Here is an 18,509-nt window from a genome sequence, read left to right as displayed (position 1 = left end):
TTGGTTAGAGATCTTTCAGATTCATCTTCTTATTCACCTTTAAGGTGATATTATTTCTTGTTAAAGTCAAATTTACAACCTTCACACGCGCCAACTATTTTAATGGAAACTTGGTTTCTTGCTTTACTTCTCCCATTACAAAAAGGCTTTGTACATGGTCAATCACATCTGTTGTAGTCAGTTTTTCCACTACAAACTTTTGATACTCTTTCATGTTTCTGACCATTACTTTAATCAGGTAATCAAAGTTACCCGCCATATGGTAACACTCCATTACTTCAGGCAACCCAAGCATATGCTCCTGAAACTGCTGAATATTTTTCTTTAAATGGCTTTTAAGAGAAACCTGACAGAAAACGGTCAATTCCCTTTCTACTTTATCTTTATCAACCAATGCTACATACTTCTTGATATAGCCATCTTTTTCTAACCTTTTTACCCTTTCATAAACAGGTGTAGTAGAAATTCCTACTTCTGAAGACAACTCTTTTGTCGTGGTTCGAGAATCTTCCTGCAATCGGTTCAGTATTTTTTTATCTATCTGATCAAGCTTACTCATAGAGGTTGTATTTAGTTTATATGATAGGTGTTTTAGCTAAAAATTCTTCTAGCGGCTTACTTAATAACACAATTTAGAATATTTATCTATTTAAAATTAAATATGTAGTTTTATAAACTACATATATTTTATTTAATAGATCATTAACCTACATTTCAACCACAAAAAAGACCAAACACCTACAAACAAAACCATGACACAGCGCAGACAGCTTCCCTTTGAGGAACAACAACAACTTGACCTGCTTTTGCACAAACTTCAGGAAAAGAATGCTACAGCCCTAGGCTACCCAACTGCCAAAGACTTTGACTATACTGAGCTGTACAAGTTCCTCCAGTTTTCTATGAATAACCTAGGGGATCCGTTTGTACCAAGCCTCTATCAGGTAGATACCCGTCCTATGGAGAGAGAAGTTGTCTCTTTTATGGCAGCGCTACTTCGAGCTCCTGAAGATAACTGGTGGGGATATGTCACACACGGTGGTTCGGAAAGCAATATGTATGGGCTATATGTAGCTCGTGAGCTTTACCCTCATGGCATGGTTTATTATTCTAATGCTACACATTACAGTGTTGGTAAAAACCTGCGCATCCTAAACATGCCACATACAGAGGTTAGTACCCAAACCAACGGAGAAATTGATTACACTGTACTGAAAGATAAAATCAGTGCAAACAGAGAAAAGCCAGCAATCATTTTTGCCAATATCGGGACTACCATGAAAGAGGCTAAAGATGACATCAGAAAGATCAAGGAAATTCTATACGAATTGGGAATGGATGATTATTACATTCATGCGGATGGCGCTCTGGCTGGTATGTTTGCACCTTATCTAACTCCCAAACCAGCCTTTGACTTTGCTGATGGGGCTGACAGTGTTTCAATCAGTGGACATAAATTTATTGGCTCACCAATTCCATGTGGCGTACTGCTAACCAAGAAAACCCATAAGAACAGGATCGCAAGAGACATTGCTTATATCGGTAGTGAAGATACAACGATACCGGGCTCCCGAAATGGTTTTACGCCACTAATTTGGTGGTATGCTATCAAGACGATGGGACATGAAGGTTTCAAACAACGAATTGAGTATAGCCTTTCACTGGCAGCATACACATTGGAGCAACTTCAAAATATGGGGATTAAGGCATGGAGAAATCCAAATGCCATTACGGTTGTATTCCCTAAACCAAGTATGGAACTGGTTCAAAAATGGCAGCTGGCAATAGAAGATGATATCGCACATGTGATCCTGATGCCTAACTGTAATAAAGAACAAATTGACCTTTTCCTAAAAGATATGGAAGCTGAACGTATCAGTAGCATATATTAATCGAACCCCCTCCTTCAATAGTCCTTGAAGGAGGGGGTTTTAGCTTATGCACAGGCACAATGTGACAATTGACGCTCACAGGTACAAGGTGGTAAATCAACACTTTCTTCTTTTCTTGCTCTCCACACCACTATCAAAGCAACTCCTGCTGTAGAAGCCAAAGCACCCAATACCATATAAGTATTGAAATACCCTATTGCCAGTGCACTTAAACCAACCAATAACATCTGCATTCCTTTACTGAATGTCATTGTCAAAGACCCAAGTCTTCCCATCATCTGATTGTCTACCTCTTCCATCATCAAAGTGTTACGAGCCACTCTTACGCCCGAGTTTCCCCACCCTAACATAATACTTATGGCTAAAAAAGTGATTACTGAAGGAGATAAAGCTATCACAACCAAAGCAATTACAAAAGAAGCAAAAGGATAAACCAACGTTTCGGAAGCACCCATTTTCCTGATCATTACCGGAACAAACACTCCAGCAAGCATAGCACCTATCGCCCAAATCCCTTCATGCCACCCCATAATCTGTGCGCTTTCCTCCAATGTTTTAGCAACATGAATTGGAACCACATAGTGTAGAGTCATCACGATAGAAAATGGTATTGCTCCCCCTAAGAAAAGTGCTGCCAACCTCGGAGACTGCTTAAAAAAAATAATCCCCTCTCTTATTTTATTTCCAACTGTTTCGGCAGGTATATGGGCAATTGTAGTGACCTCTTTTTTCTCCACTTTGATATTCGCCAGCATCAAAAAACCAAAAAAGTAAGATAAGGCATCAATCAGAAGTACCATAGGCAAAGAGGTATACTCAAGCAATACCCCAGTAAGCCCCCCTGCCAGTATAAAAGCAGTTTGTCCCTGAATTTCCAGCCAACTATTGATCTGCTTATAATAGGCGGTAGGTGTTACTTCCTGTGCCAATGCAAAGCGTGATGGATAATGGAAAGAGTATAGGGTTCCATTCAAGAAAATCAAGGCCATTAATTGCCAGCTAGCTTCATCCAACATAACTGCCAAAACAATGAAAAGTAAATTCAGTGTCAGACCTACCCCTTCAACTAAAAGCATGATACTTTTTCTTGAAAACCGGTCAATAAGGGTTCCTGCATATGGCAGTATCAGTATATTAAAAAGGTTGAGTAATACGATGGTAATGGCATATGATTGCTCTCCTTCAAATTCCTTTATCAATATCCAAGGCAGTGCTATCATAGAAATACCTGTACCTATATGGCTGAGCATGTTGCTTCCCAGCAAGAGCTTTATGTTTCGGTTCATAGTCGTATCATAAAAAGTGATGAAATAATCTACTTCTGTAATTTTTATCTATAACACAAGAATGTCCAATCGTTTGTTTTTATGCTCAAATAACCTCAGACTATGACCTTTACTCCCAACGAATGTTTTATGTTCTGTGTCCTTATACCGAACTTAGTATTGAAATAACCACCCTATAACTAACTTTGTATGAAAAACTTATTCTTAACTGCTTGTATCGTGTTGCCTTCTATTTTTGGGTTATTTTCTTGCTCTTCTGATAAGGCACACGAACCAGAACCTTTAAGACCTCTTAATGCCAATGAAAGGACGGTATCATCTGCTTCAAATGATTTTTCATTTCAACTCCTACAAGAGGTTTTAAAAAGTGAACCGAACAAAAACATTGTTATCTCCCCCTTCAGTGCCAGTATGGCTTTGGGTATGACTACCAACGGCGCTAAAGACTCCACCAAGTCTGTTATGCTTGAAGCTTTAGGACTAAGCGATCTAGATCAAGATGCAGCCAACCAATCTTACCGTGGGTTAATTGACATATTGGGAACTGCTGACAGTAAAATCACGATGCTAAATGCCAATAGCGTTTGGTATAGAGACAGTTTTCATGTGCAGCCAACATTTGAGGAAACAGTTAGTGCATACTTTGATGCGAATGTACAGGGACTTGATTTTACAGATACGGAAGGGGCTAAAAACACTATCAATGATTGGGTGAAAGAAAAAACGAATAACAAGATTCAGAACCTAATCCAAAAAATTGAAGACAAGCATGTAATGTTCCTGATCAATGCCATTTACTTTAATGCTCCTTGGGAATATGAGTTTGATAAAGACTTAACCTATCAAGGCGAATTTAATGTTGAAGGAGAAGGCACAATCAATACCGATATGATGGTATTGAAAGATGGTGTTTATAAAAAGTCTTACACTGAAAATGCTGTGCTTTTTGACCTTCCATATGGTAATGGACAATTCAGTATGACTATTCTCTTACCAAATGAAGGCGTATCCATCAGTGAAGTTATGGAAAGTACTAACGCTGCTAAATTGGCGGAATGGCTTGACAATGCTGAAGAGTCTGATATTGAGTTGCAGATGCCATCATTTGAGATAGAATTTAAAAAAGAATTTAAGGATGCACTGGCTCAAATGGGAATGGAAAAGGTCTTTACACCTGGTCAGGCAGACTTTAATAACCTGTTTGAGGAGCAACGAAATGATTACTACCTCACAGAAGTATTTCAAAAAGCTTATATAAAAGTAACAGAGGAAGGAACTGAGGCAGCGGCGGCTACATCAGTAGGCGTTGGGATTGAAAGTATTCCATTAACAAATATGATCAATCGAACATTTTTATTCCTTATTCGGGAGAAACATACCAACACTATTTTATTTAATGGTGTGGTATTTGATCCTACAAAAGAATAATGACTAGACCTCACAATAAATGCTATTAAAAAAGCACTGGTTCGTAACCAGTGCCTTTTTATTTTTACTCATAATCAGTTAGATAAACTCTCAACAAGAGATTTATCAGGAGCAAAGTTCTTTTCAAGAAAACGATCTATATTTTTGTACATAACCATCTCTACAAGTTCTTCTGGTTCATAACCGTACATTAATTTTTCAATTTTTTTCCGGTCCAATCCAACAGCCAAGTTTTCATGGCTTCTCAGAAACTCTACCATCACTTCTGCCATCTCAGGAAAACTCTCTGCATTTGGGAAAGCTTTCATACTATCTATCACTCCATCAAAGTCAGACCCGATACAGATCATACTCCAAGCCTCTTTACTTTGGCACTGCTCTATGATGTAGAATACATGAGCCATCCATGCTTTCATATATTCCATCTGTAAGGCTTTCTCATCACCTGCCTTTTTTACCTTGTTGATATCTGTTTTTGACCTTCTTCCCAAAAGCCTTTTCTCATCCATCATCATCCCGATAATCCCCCTCGAACGGAATATGTTCCATATATCTTCATCACATAAATTCAGCGGTGTACGGTTAAAATATCCGTGATAAGGCTTATGTAACTTGTCCATTGCTACCAATTCTTCCTCTTTATCTTTCTTATCCAAATGTTTGATGCCACTCACCGCCGCATGACTAAATATTATTGGAAATGTATCTCCTTTAGCCCTATACGACTCCCATATACTATAATATTCTTTTCTTGCTTCACGGCTAAGGTGCTTTACATCAGGTAATACCCTTCTGCCATTCTCTTTACTGAGCAACATCTCTAAAACACTTCTTCCCAGTTCCGTAAACCCCTCATGCAAACCTGGACGTTGTTTCAGTCCAAGAGCCCTGACCGTTTTGGGAACCACAGGAGCTTGCCCTGCCACCATATTCCAAAATGAGTGGGTCATGGTCGCATATACAGGAGCATGTTCTCCTCCTCCCCAACTTTTCACTTTCTTGATGTTTTCCTCAAGCATCTTATGATACTTTATATACTCAGGGTTAGTCGGGTCATTCAAAGCTTTGCTATCCAGCCAAAAGTCTTTTTGTCTTTGGTAATTAATCAGGTTATGCATCCCTTCAAGGTTCATAATGCCAATTATGGTACCTGGCTCATTCTCCAAAACTTCCTTCATATGCTGGTAGTTGCGTGCAATGACAAACTTCCCTCCTGTATCATGTTGCTCCTGTGTCAACAAGTAAGCATACTCCCTTTCCAATTCTTTGAAATAATTGATAGGCTCATTTTCATCATACATCATCAACTGATAGCGGATAAAGTCCTTATGAAAACCTGTAATCCTTGTCCAGAAGTTTTCCATACGGTTATCACTGGTGAAAAAGTCCCAAATATTCCGAATGTCCATCATCTGGACTTCAGGAATATGCATTGAGAGAAATACCACCTTATTTTTTCCTTGCTGACACTGGGAAAAGGAAGCTTGAGACCCTATCGGAAAGTTTTTGGCTTTCATCAGTAATGGCAGACGTTTACGATTGAAACAATCCCCACTACAGCCTACCCCATCAAAAATACTTGTATGTGCTTCCTGCCTAAATGGCTTCAAACTTGAATGGCAATGTAAATCCGCTACATATGGAATCTCCAAAGGACGCTGCTCCTGAGCAAATGAAAATGCGACAAATGATAGTAATGAGAGTAATAGCAGAAGAAACTTCATAGAAAAGAAATTGGTTTACATGTGTGGTATGACAGTCGGTATGAATAAAATGATTGACGGTTAATCTCATTCAAATACACAATAGATCCACTGAGCTGGCTATAGTTCTTTTATCCTTGTATACCATGTGCAATGACAGAGAATCGGAAACGGCTGGCTGCACCCGCGACTGCATCGACAGGTGTTTTATATCACAAACTATGTTTGAGTAAATGCTGGTTAATATTTGGTTTTAAAACTGTACTGTAAGTGTGATGAGCTTTAGTCTAATCAACTTTTTTTGAGATTGGCTTAATTGAAATTTACACTTCTTTTCGGTAAAATGCTCTTAATAAATATTGATATTTGTCCTCCTATTAATCTTTCTAAAAAGAATCAAACTTATTAATGGTTTATTGTACCCTGTGCTATTATCACTAACTAATCCGTAACCAAGATGATCGAAACAAAAAGCAAGGCATCCGTATTTGAAGATGTCGTAAGGGAAAGACGTTCTGTCCGAATCTATGACCAAAATGCCGAATTTGACCAAAATGCAGTCAAAAGAAGCCTTGAAAATGCTGTATTAGCTCCTAACAGTTCCAATATGCAGCTATGGGAGTTTTACCGCATCAAGGATAAGCAAACGCTCCAACAACTATCCAAGGCTTGTTTAGGTCAACAGGCTGCTAGTACAGCTCACGAACTTGTCGTATTTGTCGCTCGTCCTGACCTATGGAAAAAAAGGCAAAAGGTACTGCTGGATGAAATGAAAAAAGTCTACGAAGGTCGTACAGACAAAAAGGCTAAACGGGCCATTAGCTATTATACCAAACTGATGCCTATGCTTTATGGTAAAAGTGACCGTTTCGGTTTTTCAGACCTTTGGAAAAAAGCTTATATCTGGTTTGAAGGCTTAAAACGACCTGTTGTAAGGCAAGTTGGTAGACATGACGTACGCATCACCATTCACAAAAGTGTTTCGTTGGCCGCCATGACTTTTATGTACAGCATGCAAGCTGAAGGATATAATACCTGTCCAATGGAAGGGTTTGACTCCAAAATTGTCAAAAATATTTTGGGGCTTCCAACAGCAGCCGAAATCACCATGATTATCGGATGCGGACCAGCAGCTCCTGAAGGTATTTACAGTGAGCGTTTCAGAGTGGCAAACGAAGAAGTCATCTTTGAAATCTGATATCAAATCAATGCTACAAAAAAGCGGTTTGTGTATAGAACTCACAAACCGCTTTTGTATTTACTTATTATGGTGATCATTGTTATGATTAATCATTTTACATTCCAATGCCTTCATTATTGTCTGAACAATCCCACCCGTTGACATTGTGGCCCTGTTAATGACTATATCAAATATATGGTTGGTAAATGGATGATGTTGCCCCATCAGGTATTGCATAAACTTATGCCTTTTGTCATCCATATCTTTTATCAATTTTTCAGCTTCTGTCTTGGATATACCTCTGCTGCTTGCAATCTGTTTCATCCTCCACTCAATGGGTGCCTGAAGCTGTACATGTAATGCATCTGGATAATCCTTGGCAAATATGGCTCCTCCCCTACCAACAATTACCACATTCCCACGCTCTGCATAAGTCGTGATAACTTCTCTCAAAATACGATGCATCTTGATATCCACCACATTATAAGTATGGGAGAAAGAAAAAACCAATGTTCCAAATATGCCTCGTTGGTTGTCAGTATCTACACGGTTCAAAAACTCAGGATCCATTTCAAGCTCCTTGGCTACATCACTTAAGACTTCCTTATTAATCGTTATCCATGGAAAAGGATTTTTTAGTGAGGCCTTTTTCTGAGCCAATTCATCCACCAATATTTGGGCTATATCTTTTGCCTGACAACCAAATTCACGCGAAATCGTCACAAGAGGTCCTTTCTCCAATCCAATTGCAGCAGGTTTTTTAAAACGGTCTGTCAGGTAATCATAAAGTACTTTTTTCATATGTGTTGATATTTTTGAGTCAGCAAGGTTGAGGTAAGCTGTGTAAAACTTCGGGCTGAAGCAACGTGGGGACATAAGTATTACCGATAGGAACATTCACATATATTCACCGACTAAATGACATCTAAGCAGTCAATGATTGTTTCCTTACATATAAATATACAAAGAATATAGCGAAAGGTCGATATCTAATCCACAAGAGAGTAGCGAGTATCCAATTATTAGAAGATCAGATGAATAATTGATCATAATGAAATTAATTCTTTAAAAACTTCAAATGATCTTCAAGTTACCTTATTTTGCGGCCTGTATAAATTTCTTAGCACTTTCCTGTTGTCAGTATTTTCTACTGATGAGGTAGGCTGTGCTGTATTTATTTCAAAGAAAAACATCACATATACCATTCAATAACTTTTAGAGGAATTATGAAGAAACCCTTATTCTTAATCCTGATGCTTTGTGGCATGATGACACAGCTTTATGCACAACCATCTGCCGAAAAAATCACACTGGAAGACATTTGGAAAGACTACAAATTTTATCCGAAATCTGTTCATGGTATCAGATGGATGAAAGACGGTCAGTTCTATTCATCACTTACAGAGAACAACATCGTTAAGTATGATGTAACAAATGGAGAAGCTGTTAGCACTATCCTAAGTGGCAATACACTCCAGCCTGTCATCAAAATTGAAGATTACAGTTTCTCTGCGGATGAGCAAAAGATCCTTTTGATGACGCAGAAGCAGTCTATCTACAGAAGATCATTCAAGGCAGACTACTACGTTTATGACCTTGCAAACAAGTCTCTGAAGAAACTGTCAGAAAACGGTAAGCAGTCTTACGCTACTTTCTCTCCTGACGGCACAAAAGTGGCATTTGCACGTAACAACAACCTTTTCGTAGTTGACTTAGCTTCGATGAGCGAAACTCAGGTAACTACTGATGGTCAGTTCAACCACATTATCAATGGTAGTGCTGACTGGGTTTACGAAGAAGAATTTTCAATGGCTAAAGCTTTCTTCTGGTCACCTGACAGCAAAAAAATTGCCTTCTACACTTTCAATGAAGCGCATGTAAAAGAATACAACATGCAAATGTGGAATGGTGCAGATCCATATCCGCTTGATTACCGCTTCAAGTACCCTAAAGCTGGTGAAGACAATTCTGAAATCAAGATTTCTATTTATGATGTAGCAGGTGCTAAAGTACAGCCAGTGAACATTGGTCAAAACAGAGATATTTATATCCCTCGTGTACAATGGACTCAAGACTCAAACCTGCTCTCTGTTATCAGACTGAACCGCCTGCAAAACAAGTTGGAGATCCTGCATGCCAATGCTACTACAGGAGAAAGCAATGTAGTGCTAACAGAGGAGAGCCAAACATATGTTGATATCGATTATTGTGACGACCTTACTTACCTAGAAAACGGTAAAGAGTTTATCTATACTTCAGAAAAAGATGGCTTCAAGCATATCTATCTTTACAAAATGGATGGCTCATTGGTAAGACAAATCACAAAAGGTAACTGGGAAGTTACAGAATTGGTAGGTATCGATGAGTCTTCTAAAAAGCCTGTTCTTTACTACATCTCTACTGAAGTTTCTCCTCTTGACAAAGATTTCTACTCAGTAAGAGTTGATGGCAAAAACAAGACGAAACTGAGCCACGAGAAAGGTACTACGGGTGTCAATATGAGTAATGACTTCAAGTACTACATTGAAAACTTCAGCAGCTCTGCACATGTCCCTACTGTTGCCCTTTACCAAACTAACGGCAACAAGCTGATCAAAAAGCTTCAGGAAAACGGTGAATACGCCGAGAAAGTAAACAACTATGGTTTTGTAGAGAAAGAGCACTTTACATTCAAGACTAATCAAGATGTAGAGCTGTTCGGTTACATGTTGAAGCCTGCTGATTTTGATGAAAACAAGCAGTATCCTGTACTGATGTTCCAATACAGTGGACCTGGCTCAAACCAAGTAGCGAACAGCTGGGGTGGTGGCAACTATGCATGGCACCAAATGCTGACACAGGAAGGCTACATTGTAGTTGTTGTAGATGGTAGAGGTACTGGTAACAGAGGTCGCAAGTTCAAGCACCAAACATATGCGCAACTAGGTAAACTGGAGTCAATTGACCAAATTGAGACAGCTAAATACCTGAAGACGCTGAATTACGTAGATGGTGGCAGAATCGGTATCTGGGGATGGAGCTTTGGTGGCTACATGTCTTCACTGTGTATGTTTACAGGTGGTGATGCCTTCAAAATGGCTATTGCTGTAGCACCAGTGACAACATGGAGATTCTATGATTCTATCTACACTGAGCGTTACCTAAAGCGTCCTCAGGACAACCCTGCAGGTTACGATGACAACTCTCCTATCTCTCACGTAGAAGGACTGAATGGTAAATTCCTATTGATCCACGGTACAGGGGACGATAACGTACACGTTCAAAATGCTATTGAACTGCAAGATGCCCTAATCAAAGCGGGTAAGCAGTTTGATGTATTCTACTACCCTAACCGTAATCACGGAATCTATGGTGGTAACACACGTCTGCACCTGTTTACTATGATGACAGACTATATCAAAGCAAACCTGTAAATCGTCAGGATTGCCCATTGGACTGTATTAGTCCTATACATTAAAAGCACTTTGGAAACTGTATATAGTATCCAAAGTGCTTTTCTCATTTATCAAATAAGTAGCTGTTTTTCAGCACTAAATACTCTCATTTTAACATTTTCTTATTAATCTCGCCCGATTTCCATTCAAGTTTTTAAAACACTCTAAAATGCGTTAAATAATATAAAATTGGGCACCTTTAGTGTACCTTCTAATAAGCTATTCTCGTATTTTAGAACTGTAATCACAAAGAAATTTGTACAATCATCATCAATTCATATAAAGATTTCAAGAATAAGGATTGATATACTAACAACCCTTATACGCTTCTAGGTTAAATTAATAAAACAAACATTTAAAGGATATGAGTAACACTAAACTTATTCTAACCGCTTTGCTAGCTGCTGTGATGGGAGGATTGGTCTCCGTTTCAGCTTTTAAAATGCTGGCTCCTGATCAGGCTGTAGTATCTGAATCAAATGTGGCATACCCCACCAACTACACTAAACCTGTTGAGGTACCTAAAAACTTTATCGTTCCAGAGGGACTTAATTTCATTACTGCTGCTGAAAGGGTTACCCCTGCTGTAGTACATATCAAGACTATCTCACGAGCAGGTTCTACACAACGCTACCCTGATTTCTTTAGAGACTTCTTCGGCGAGCCATACGGTGGTGGTGGAGCTCCAAATGGTAAAAGTATGGCATCTGGCTCAGGTGTAGTTATTTCTCCTGATGGATATATTGCCACTAATAACCACGTAGTGGAAAATTCAGAAAGTATTGAGGTTGTATTGGAAGATAAGCGTTCCTATGAAGCCGAACTGATTGGAACAGATCCTACTACAGACCTTGCACTGTTGAAAATCAAAGAGAAGAACCTGTCATATATCCCATTTGGTCACTCTGACAATGTGAAAGTCGGACAATGGGTATTGGCTGTTGGTAATCCTTTTGACTTGACATCAACAGTAACGGCTGGTATTGTCAGTGCTAAAGCCAGAAACATCAACATTCTTAGAAGAAAGTCAAACTTGGCTATTGAATCCTTCATTCAAACAGATGCGGCTGTAAATCCAGGAAACAGTGGTGGTGCACTGGTTGACCTTCAAGGAAACTTGGTTGGGATCAATACAGCAATCGCTTCCAATACAGGCTCATTTGCAGGTTACTCTTTTGCTGTACCGGCTGACTTGGTTAAAAAGGTAACGGATGACCTAAAAGAATACGGTACAGTACAGAGGGCTGTTATTGGTGTACAAATCACAGACATTGATTCTGATTTACAAGAAAAAGAAGGACTGGATGCGATTGAAGGTGTATACGTTGCGGGTATAGCCCCTAATGGTGGTGCTGACGATGCAGGTATTGAAAAAGGTGACGTGATTTTGGGTGTATCAGACACTCCTGTCAACTCAGTATCAGAGCTTCAGGAGATGATTGCCAGAAAACGTCCAGGTGAAGAAGTTACAGTAAAAATTAAAAGAGGTAACAGTATCAAAGACTACAATATAACACTAAAAAACACCAACAATACAACAGCTATTGTCAAAGCCCCTAGGACTATGAACGAAGCTGTTAAGGCTCTAAACGCCGAGGTAAGAAGCCTAACAGACGAAGAAAAGTCTCAATTTGGAGTAAGTAGAGGTGTAATTGTAACCAAAATCGGTTCAGGCAAGTTGGGTGATAGTGGTATGCAGCCAGGCTTTGTCATTACACATGTAGATAAATCTCCTATAGCTTCACCTGAAGATTTGGGTGCTGCTCTAAAAGGCAAAAAAGGTGGTGTATTGATCGAAGGCTTATACCCTGCTGATGGTGAAAAAGGCTTTTATGGTATTGGTTTTTAAATATTGAATTTCGAGCATATTCATTTTCATAATTCATTTAGAGAGGTCAGCTGTTTTAGCTGGCCTTTTCTTTTTGTCCACCTGCCCATTTAGATTGTTATATAAGTAGATATTTATTAAAGATTATTAACTCATTACCAAATTGAAAGTCACCTACTTATCAATTCTTTTTAGTTAATTATAAGTGAAGTACATATTGTTATTGAAAAATAGCCTATGAAAAAACTTTGACTACCCTACTAATTAGTTTGCTTTAAGTAAAAAAGAGGTATCCTTTGGACACCTCTTTTCTTTTGTTTGATATACCATATTTTTTCTCAGCTCAAGATCTTCACTTTTGAACGCTTTTTCCCTGGCTTTCCTAAAGAAGAATTGAATCCAAAAATGGCTCCGCAAATACCTCCAAGGATATGAGCAAACTGCGAAATATTGTCATCCCTAAAAATGCTGATGATTTCTTGTCCTAAGAAGAGCATCAACACCAAAACAAAAGTCATCGGAATTCTACCCTTCTGTACATTTACGACTGAGCTTAGCAGTATAAACATGAATACAATACCACTTGCACCAAGCAACCCATCATCAAATACGATTACATTCAGTAAGCCTGTAATCAATGCTGTCAACAGCATCATCATAAGCAATGGCTTTGAACCGTACTTTTCTTCCAGTATAGGTCCCAACAACAGAATATAACTCATATTCGCTACCAGATGCTCCCAGTTACCATGTCCAATCGTGTGAGACACTAGCCTGAAATAATCAATAATGTTGGTTGGGTCCATTGTTCCACCTATGAAAAAATAGGGTGTCAGGTCAATGAACAAAAAGCTCTTCATTGCCATCACTGCTGTACACAATAGTGTAAATGTAAGTACCACAGGGGCATTATACTGTAATCTCATAATTGCTAATTAGTCGTTTATTTATTGAATGACACTTTATAAGTTTATTAGATTTTAAACAATCAAATAAGTCAGTCACTTCATCACTTACCCTCCACAACCAATCAACCTGTTGAAGCTACCACTGTCCAATGGACTATACCCTTCAGCATCGACATCACTGTCTGAAGACGGATGCTCATTTCCTTTTGCTGGAAACGGATGATGAATCGCTCCACCACAATTGTCTATTCTTGCCCCAGTAACCGAGCTGAGACAATTGGCTTCTGATTCCAACCTAAGAACACCAAGGAAAGCAAAAATCAAAGCCTCCTTGAAGGATACAGTTTGCTCATCAGGTACTACAACTTCAATACCATTTGCATGTGCCCTGATGCGTTCCATCAGAAAAGTATTAAATGCTCCCCCGCCGGTACACAACATTTTCGCCCCCCCTCTCTTTTCAGCTATTGGGTTCATATGTTGTCCAATCTGATAAGCAGTATGTTCTATTGAAGTTGCCAAGATGTCTTCCACTGCAGGCAAATGATGCAATTTGACGATCATCTGTTCAAAGACCCACTCCTTACCAAGTGATTTAGGTCCTTCTTGACTGAAGAATGGCAACTTATTAAAAGCTTCGAACAGCTCCTGATTGACTTTACCACTACGTGCCACTTCTCCATTCTCATCATACTCCTTGTCAAGCCTTTCACGCATAAAGTGATTCAGAGGCATATTGGCAGGACAAATATCAAAGGCTGCCATTTTTCCTTCTTCTTCATAGGATACATTTGCAATTCCGCCTAGGTTCAGACAAAAGTCAAATTCCTCAAACAATAACCTGTCTCCTGCTGGAACTAATGGTGCACCCTGCCCTCCAAGCGCTACATCAGCAGCTCTAAAATCATTGATCACGGGAAGTCCACAAGCAGCTGCAATAGCAGCGCCACTTCCTATCTGTGCAGTCAGTCCAATATCAGGCTGATGGAAAATCGTATGTCCATGACTGCTCACAAAATCAACCGTCAGGTGATGTCTTGCTATAAACTCTTTTATCTGATTGCCGATATAGCGACCCAAATTCATATCCAGAAGCGCATAAGCCAGTGCTGATTGCGCTTCCACCGATTCAAGGTTTTTTCGCCAACGGATATCATATTCTATTGTCTCAGTAAAAGGCATCTTGTAATGCCATTTACCATTCTCAAATCTGAATTCACAATACGCCAAATCCAAGCCATCCAGACTTGTTCCCGACATCAATCCTATTACTTTATATAATTTGTTTTCCATATTCATCAAAAAATTTCTGCCTGACAGCAAATGTGTCGATTCTCTAAAATTTCATATCTTCCCTTCCGAATTGGATTATACGTAGTAATTTAGAAAAAATTTACAGCATCAACCTAACAATTTACCCCATTGAACTTCGATACATTAAAACACCTTGTATTTCTGGATATTGAAACCGTACGAGGTAAAGCCTCATTCAATGAATTGAGTGAACGAATGCAACAGCTTTGGCAAAAGAAAGCGCTACAGCTAAACAATGAAGTAAATGCTGAAGAACTCTATTATGACAAAGCGGGTATTTATGCAGAGTTTGGCAAGATCGTTTGTATCAGTATAGGGGTCTTTTATTTGAAAGGTGAGCAGCTTGCCTTAAGGGTCAAGGCAATTACTAATGATGATGAAAAAGCATTGTTGGAGACGTTCAAATCATTGGTGACTGATAAATTTGATGAAAGAAAACTCAAGTACGTAGCCCACAACGGAAAGGAATTTGACTTTCCTTACATCTGCCGACGTATGCTAATCAATGGGGTACAGATTCCTTCCAGCTTACAACTCTCAGGTAAGAAGCCTTGGGAAATACAGCACATTGATACAATGGAGTTATGGAAATTTGGCGACTTTAAAAGTTTCACATCCCTTGATTTACTTTCAGCAGCATTTGACATTCCTACACCAAAAGATGATATAGATGGAAGTCAGGTGAGTAGTGTTTATTATGAAGAGGACAACCTTGTCAGAATTGGACACTATTGCAATAAAGATGTTGCCACTACGGCAAGGGTATACCTAAAAATGAATGGCTTGGATGATTTGCAGGAAGACTTCATCTCTTATGTAAGTTAGAAGATAGACTAGACTGCCCAAACAATATACTTATGAACTGGATAGACAAACTCAAGGATAGATGGCAAGTAAAATCAGGTTGGCAAGTTGGAATCATCCTGCTCACCTTTGCCTTGACAGGCACCAGCTTTTTATATGTCAAAGCTCCTATCTACAGTATTTTTGGCATCGACCAAAGCAGCTCCGTATTCATAAGAATAATTGCCTTTGTATTTATTGGTTTGCCTGTTTATCAGGTACTTTTATTGATTTGGGGAGCTTTACTAGGACAATTTCGTTTTTTCTGGAACTTTGAAAAACGTATGATGTTACGAATGATAGGCAAGAAGCCTTCTTAAAGCTTTTGCCTACCGATATTGCATACTAAAATATCGGTTCCGTTCAACCAAAACATCATCGTGTATGCGGCTTTTGGCATTTATACTTTCTGTACTGCTCCTGCTTTCTTCTCCTTTATTAGCCGTCACAAAAAGAGCTTTGTTGATAGGCATAAACGAGTATGAACCTCGTAAGGGTGAGGAAATTGCCGAAAATGGACGGGTTTGGATAAACCTGGATGGAACAGTAAACGATGCCATGGGCATTAAGGACGCCATTCAAAGCCGATATGGGTTTGAAGCGGAAAATATCCGAATGTTAATCAGTAAAGATGAGACTACCCGAGCATCTATCCTGTCTCACTTCGATCAATTATTGCAACAGTCAGAAAAAGGAGACATTGTCTTTATCTACTATGCAGGACATGGATCCCAAATAAGAAACTCCCTTTCTCCTGAACCAGATAAGAGGGACGAAACCATTGTTCCATCTGACGCTTACAATGGTTCTCCCGATATTCGCGACAAAGAACTCAACCAAATATTTAATCAGTTTATCAAAAAAGGTGTCAAGCTCACTGTAATTTTTGATAGTTGTAATAGTGGTTCCGGTACTCGTTCTGACCTCAACCTCAGTTCTCCTAAAGTCAGAATGGTTTCGCCTTTGCTTGATATTGATCTAAGAGATCCATACTCTGAGGTAGACATTCACGACTTGGCAGGTGAAGGAGCACTGTTTATTTCCTCAGCTCAAGATTATCAATTAGCCAAAGAATATACAGATTCCAAAGGCAACAAACATGGTGCTTTTACTTTCTGCCTACTGAGAGCTCTCCGAAACTCCTCTCCTGAAGAATCTGCCTTTAATATATTCAAGAAGGCTAAGTCCATCATGCTTTATAATGATGTTCCAAAGCAAAACCCTACCATTGAAGGAAACGAGCAACGTAAGAGCAATCCTATTTTTGGAGAGGTGAACAGACCTGCCATGAGGAACTTGGAAGTGATTGTCTTTAAGAAAGATGGTAAGGATGATATTTACTTGGATGGTGGTTATGCGAACGGCATCAGAGTTGGGGCAGAGCTTGTCATGCTAAACAAAGATGGTAGCAGAGGTGAAGTTAGAATTAAAGTTACCAAAATGCCCTCCGTTAACCGAAGTATAGCCAAGGTGATTCAAGGGTCAGATGGAGATATCAAGATTGGTAACTTCTTCAGACTGGATGGTTGGTCGGAAGAAAACTCCCCCAATTTACAATTGTGGTACCCTACAAGAGATTTTTCCAAAGACGAGTTACTATCTCTATACCAAAGGGTCAAAAGGGCTTGTAAGGACATTGATGTTGAATTTGTTCAAGACCCTAAAGCAGAAACCACTACACACGTATTGGTCTATACAAATGACTCATGGAAGCTAAGGGGCTTCTGTGGTAAAATCATTGAACTGCCCGATAATTTCACAGAGTCAGAATTCAAGAACCAGTGGAAACTGCTATCTGAACAGGAAAAGGAATGCGCTGATGAGAAGCCGGGGCTATTTATTTTCCTACCTCCTGAAAGTGACCTTAAGCAACTGCTGACCCGCTCTCTAACAATGGAAGCAAGTACTATAGAGCTGTTATCGTCTCCAAAAGGAGCAAATTACTTACTGGCAGGAAAAGCTGATGACAACGGGAAACTCTACTACTCGTGGGTACAGACCGAATCATCTCCTGACTCTCCATTCCCTCCTCGAACCAGCTGGGTGCAACAACTTGGTGATACTGACATCACTTTTGCGAACCTATATGCTGAAGCTGAGCGCCTGAGCCGCATCAGTGCTTGGCTTACATTGGAGTCTCCTCCAAATGTTGCAAGCTTCCCATACAAGCTTGCATTGAAAAATGCTGATACTGGTGAGATTGTAGAAGATGGCGGTGCAGTACAGGATGGAGATATTTATGGTTTTGTTCTGCAAAAGGATCGTATTCTTTTCCATGAATGGAACAGGCGACACCGCTTTTTATATGTATTCGGAATTGACAATGATGGGAATATGAAATTATTCTATCCAAGGTATACCAGTATTGAAAACAACACCAAAACACTGGTTTACCAAAACAGGTCATTTCTAGATGAGATACAGCTTGGTCCTGTTAAAACGTTTCAGGTTTCTCCTCCTTTTGGTATCGACACCTATATTCTCTTGAGTAGTGCAGAACCGATCGATGATCCTCAAATATTGGAAGATTACAGACAGATGCGTACTGTTTCAACAGACAATCCCCTTCTCAAACTATTTAAAAACAATTTGATAGGCACACGAGGCGCTTCTGATGAGGTTACCACTCCAACCAATTGGCAATTGGAAAGAATTCAAATTGTCAGTGAACCTAGTCATTAAGTCGTCATAAT

14 protein-coding genes are annotated in these 18,509 nt (G+C 39.3%); 8 read left to right on the top strand and 6 right to left on the bottom strand.

The features are described 5' to 3' along the window. Window positions 1-94: 94 nt before the first annotated feature. Window positions 95-559 carry an Lrp/AsnC family transcriptional regulator gene (locus tag V6R21_RS08820; protein WP_334242827.1) on the bottom strand — a complete coding sequence of 155 codons (465 nt, stop codon included), beginning with the start codon at window positions 557-559 and terminating at the stop codon, window positions 95-97. A 193-nt stretch (window positions 560-752) separates the two neighbouring features. Here V6R21_RS08820 and V6R21_RS08815 point away from each other — a divergent pair, with 193 nt between their 5' ends. Then, the gene (locus V6R21_RS08815) at window positions 753-1,892 is read left to right on the top strand and encodes a histidine decarboxylase (RefSeq protein ID WP_334242825.1); all 1,140 of its coding nucleotides are present in this window, start codon (window positions 753-755) and stop codon (window positions 1,890-1,892) included. Between the two features lie 44 nt (window positions 1,893-1,936). On the opposite strand, the gene V6R21_RS08810 is transcribed toward V6R21_RS08815, so the two are convergent. Then, on the bottom strand, window positions 1,937-3,178 hold the full coding sequence (locus tag V6R21_RS08810) for an MFS transporter (protein ID WP_334242823.1): 1,242 nt from the start codon (window positions 3,176-3,178) through the stop codon (window positions 1,937-1,939). 189 nt (window positions 3,179-3,367) lie between these two features. Here V6R21_RS08810 and V6R21_RS08805 point away from each other — a divergent pair, with 189 nt between their 5' ends. Beyond that, window positions 3,368-4,606, top strand: a complete 1,239-nt coding sequence (locus tag V6R21_RS08805; RefSeq protein ID WP_334242821.1) for a serpin family protein — start codon at window positions 3,368-3,370, stop codon at window positions 4,604-4,606. A 74-nt stretch (window positions 4,607-4,680) separates the two neighbouring features. Here V6R21_RS08805 and V6R21_RS08800 read toward each other — a convergent pair whose 3' ends face one another. Beyond that, window positions 4,681-6,330 (bottom strand): hypothetical protein, encoded by a 1,650-nt coding sequence (locus V6R21_RS08800; protein ID WP_334242820.1) that lies wholly within the window; start codon window positions 6,328-6,330, stop codon window positions 4,681-4,683. A gap of 436 nt (window positions 6,331-6,766) precedes the next feature. On the opposite strand from V6R21_RS08800, the gene V6R21_RS08795 reads away from it, so the two are divergent. Beyond that, window positions 6,767-7,507: a nitroreductase family protein gene (locus tag V6R21_RS08795; protein ID WP_334242817.1), complete on the top strand. Its 741-nt coding sequence runs from the start codon at window positions 6,767-6,769 to the stop codon at window positions 7,505-7,507. 60 nt (window positions 7,508-7,567) lie between these two features. Here V6R21_RS08795 and V6R21_RS08790 read toward each other — a convergent pair whose 3' ends face one another. After that, the gene (locus tag V6R21_RS08790) at window positions 7,568-8,290 is read right to left on the bottom strand and encodes a cytidylate kinase-like family protein (protein WP_334242815.1); all 723 of its coding nucleotides are present in this window, start codon (window positions 8,288-8,290) and stop codon (window positions 7,568-7,570) included. Between the two features lie 425 nt (window positions 8,291-8,715). On the opposite strand from V6R21_RS08790, the gene V6R21_RS08785 reads away from it, so the two are divergent. After that, entirely contained in the window at window positions 8,716-10,902 is a 2,187-nt protein-coding gene (locus tag V6R21_RS08785; RefSeq protein WP_334242814.1) for a S9 family peptidase, read from the top strand. A 385-nt stretch (window positions 10,903-11,287) separates the two neighbouring features. Continuing rightward, the gene (locus V6R21_RS08780) at window positions 11,288-12,772 is read left to right on the top strand and encodes a Do family serine endopeptidase (RefSeq protein ID WP_334242811.1); all 1,485 of its coding nucleotides are present in this window, start codon (window positions 11,288-11,290) and stop codon (window positions 12,770-12,772) included. A gap of 317 nt (window positions 12,773-13,089) precedes the next feature. Here V6R21_RS08780 and V6R21_RS08775 read toward each other — a convergent pair whose 3' ends face one another. Then, window positions 13,090-13,677: a rhomboid family intramembrane serine protease gene (locus V6R21_RS08775; protein WP_334242809.1), complete on the bottom strand. Its 588-nt coding sequence runs from the start codon at window positions 13,675-13,677 to the stop codon at window positions 13,090-13,092. 87 nt (window positions 13,678-13,764) lie between these two features. Next, window positions 13,765-14,952, bottom strand: coding sequence for an anhydro-N-acetylmuramic acid kinase (locus V6R21_RS08770; RefSeq protein ID WP_334242808.1), 1,188 nt, complete (start codon window positions 14,950-14,952; stop codon window positions 13,765-13,767). A 129-nt stretch (window positions 14,953-15,081) separates the two neighbouring features. Here V6R21_RS08770 and V6R21_RS08765 point away from each other — a divergent pair, with 129 nt between their 5' ends. From V6R21_RS08765 to V6R21_RS08755, 3 genes are all read left to right on the top strand, one after another. Beyond that, the gene (locus V6R21_RS08765) at window positions 15,082-15,798 is read left to right on the top strand and encodes a 3'-5' exonuclease (protein ID WP_334242805.1); all 717 of its coding nucleotides are present in this window, start codon (window positions 15,082-15,084) and stop codon (window positions 15,796-15,798) included. A 32-nt stretch (window positions 15,799-15,830) separates the two neighbouring features. Further along, entirely contained in the window at window positions 15,831-16,136 is a 306-nt protein-coding gene (locus tag V6R21_RS08760) for a DUF6787 family protein (RefSeq protein WP_334242803.1), read from the top strand. Between the two features lie 64 nt (window positions 16,137-16,200). Next, complete coding sequence (locus V6R21_RS08755) at window positions 16,201-18,498, top strand: caspase family protein (RefSeq protein ID WP_334242799.1); 2,298 nt, start codon at window positions 16,201-16,203, stop codon at window positions 18,496-18,498. The last annotated feature ends 11 nt before the right edge of the window (window positions 18,499-18,509 follow it).

The sequence above is a fragment of the Limibacter armeniacum genome (assembly GCF_036880985.1).
Classification (GTDB): Bacteria; Bacteroidota; Bacteroidia; order Cytophagales; family Flammeovirgaceae; genus Limibacter; species Limibacter armeniacum.
Note: the sequence above shows the minus strand (reverse complement) of the source record. Positions and strands in the feature narration are given on the sequence as shown.

What these genes read in the sequence shown, in the direction of transcription:
- V6R21_RS08820 (WP_334242827.1), bottom strand. Translation starts at nt 559, where the DNA reads ATGAGTAAGCTTGATCAGATAGATAAAAAAATACTGAACCGATTGCAG.
- V6R21_RS08815 (WP_334242825.1), top strand. Translation starts at nt 753, where the DNA reads ATGACACAGCGCAGACAGCTTCCCTTTGAGGAACAACAACAACTTGAC.
- V6R21_RS08810 (WP_334242823.1), bottom strand. Translation starts at nt 3,178, where the DNA reads ATGAACCGAAACATAAAGCTCTTGCTGGGAAGCAACATGCTCAGCCAT.
- V6R21_RS08805 (WP_334242821.1), top strand. Translation starts at nt 3,368, where the DNA reads ATGAAAAACTTATTCTTAACTGCTTGTATCGTGTTGCCTTCTATTTTT.
- V6R21_RS08800 (WP_334242820.1), bottom strand. Translation starts at nt 6,330, where the DNA reads ATGAAGTTTCTTCTGCTATTACTCTCATTACTATCATTTGTCGCATTT.
- V6R21_RS08795 (WP_334242817.1), top strand. Translation starts at nt 6,767, where the DNA reads ATGATCGAAACAAAAAGCAAGGCATCCGTATTTGAAGATGTCGTAAGG.
- V6R21_RS08790 (WP_334242815.1), bottom strand. Translation starts at nt 8,290, where the DNA reads ATGAAAAAAGTACTTTATGATTACCTGACAGACCGTTTTAAAAAACCT.
- V6R21_RS08785 (WP_334242814.1), top strand. Translation starts at nt 8,716, where the DNA reads ATGAAGAAACCCTTATTCTTAATCCTGATGCTTTGTGGCATGATGACA.
- V6R21_RS08780 (WP_334242811.1), top strand. Translation starts at nt 11,288, where the DNA reads ATGAGTAACACTAAACTTATTCTAACCGCTTTGCTAGCTGCTGTGATG.
- V6R21_RS08775 (WP_334242809.1), bottom strand. Translation starts at nt 13,677, where the DNA reads ATGAGATTACAGTATAATGCCCCTGTGGTACTTACATTTACACTATTG.
- V6R21_RS08770 (WP_334242808.1), bottom strand. Translation starts at nt 14,952, where the DNA reads ATGGAAAACAAATTATATAAAGTAATAGGATTGATGTCGGGAACAAGT.
- V6R21_RS08760 (WP_334242803.1), top strand. Translation starts at nt 15,831, where the DNA reads ATGAACTGGATAGACAAACTCAAGGATAGATGGCAAGTAAAATCAGGT.
- V6R21_RS08755 (WP_334242799.1), top strand. Translation starts at nt 16,201, where the DNA reads ATGCGGCTTTTGGCATTTATACTTTCTGTACTGCTCCTGCTTTCTTCT.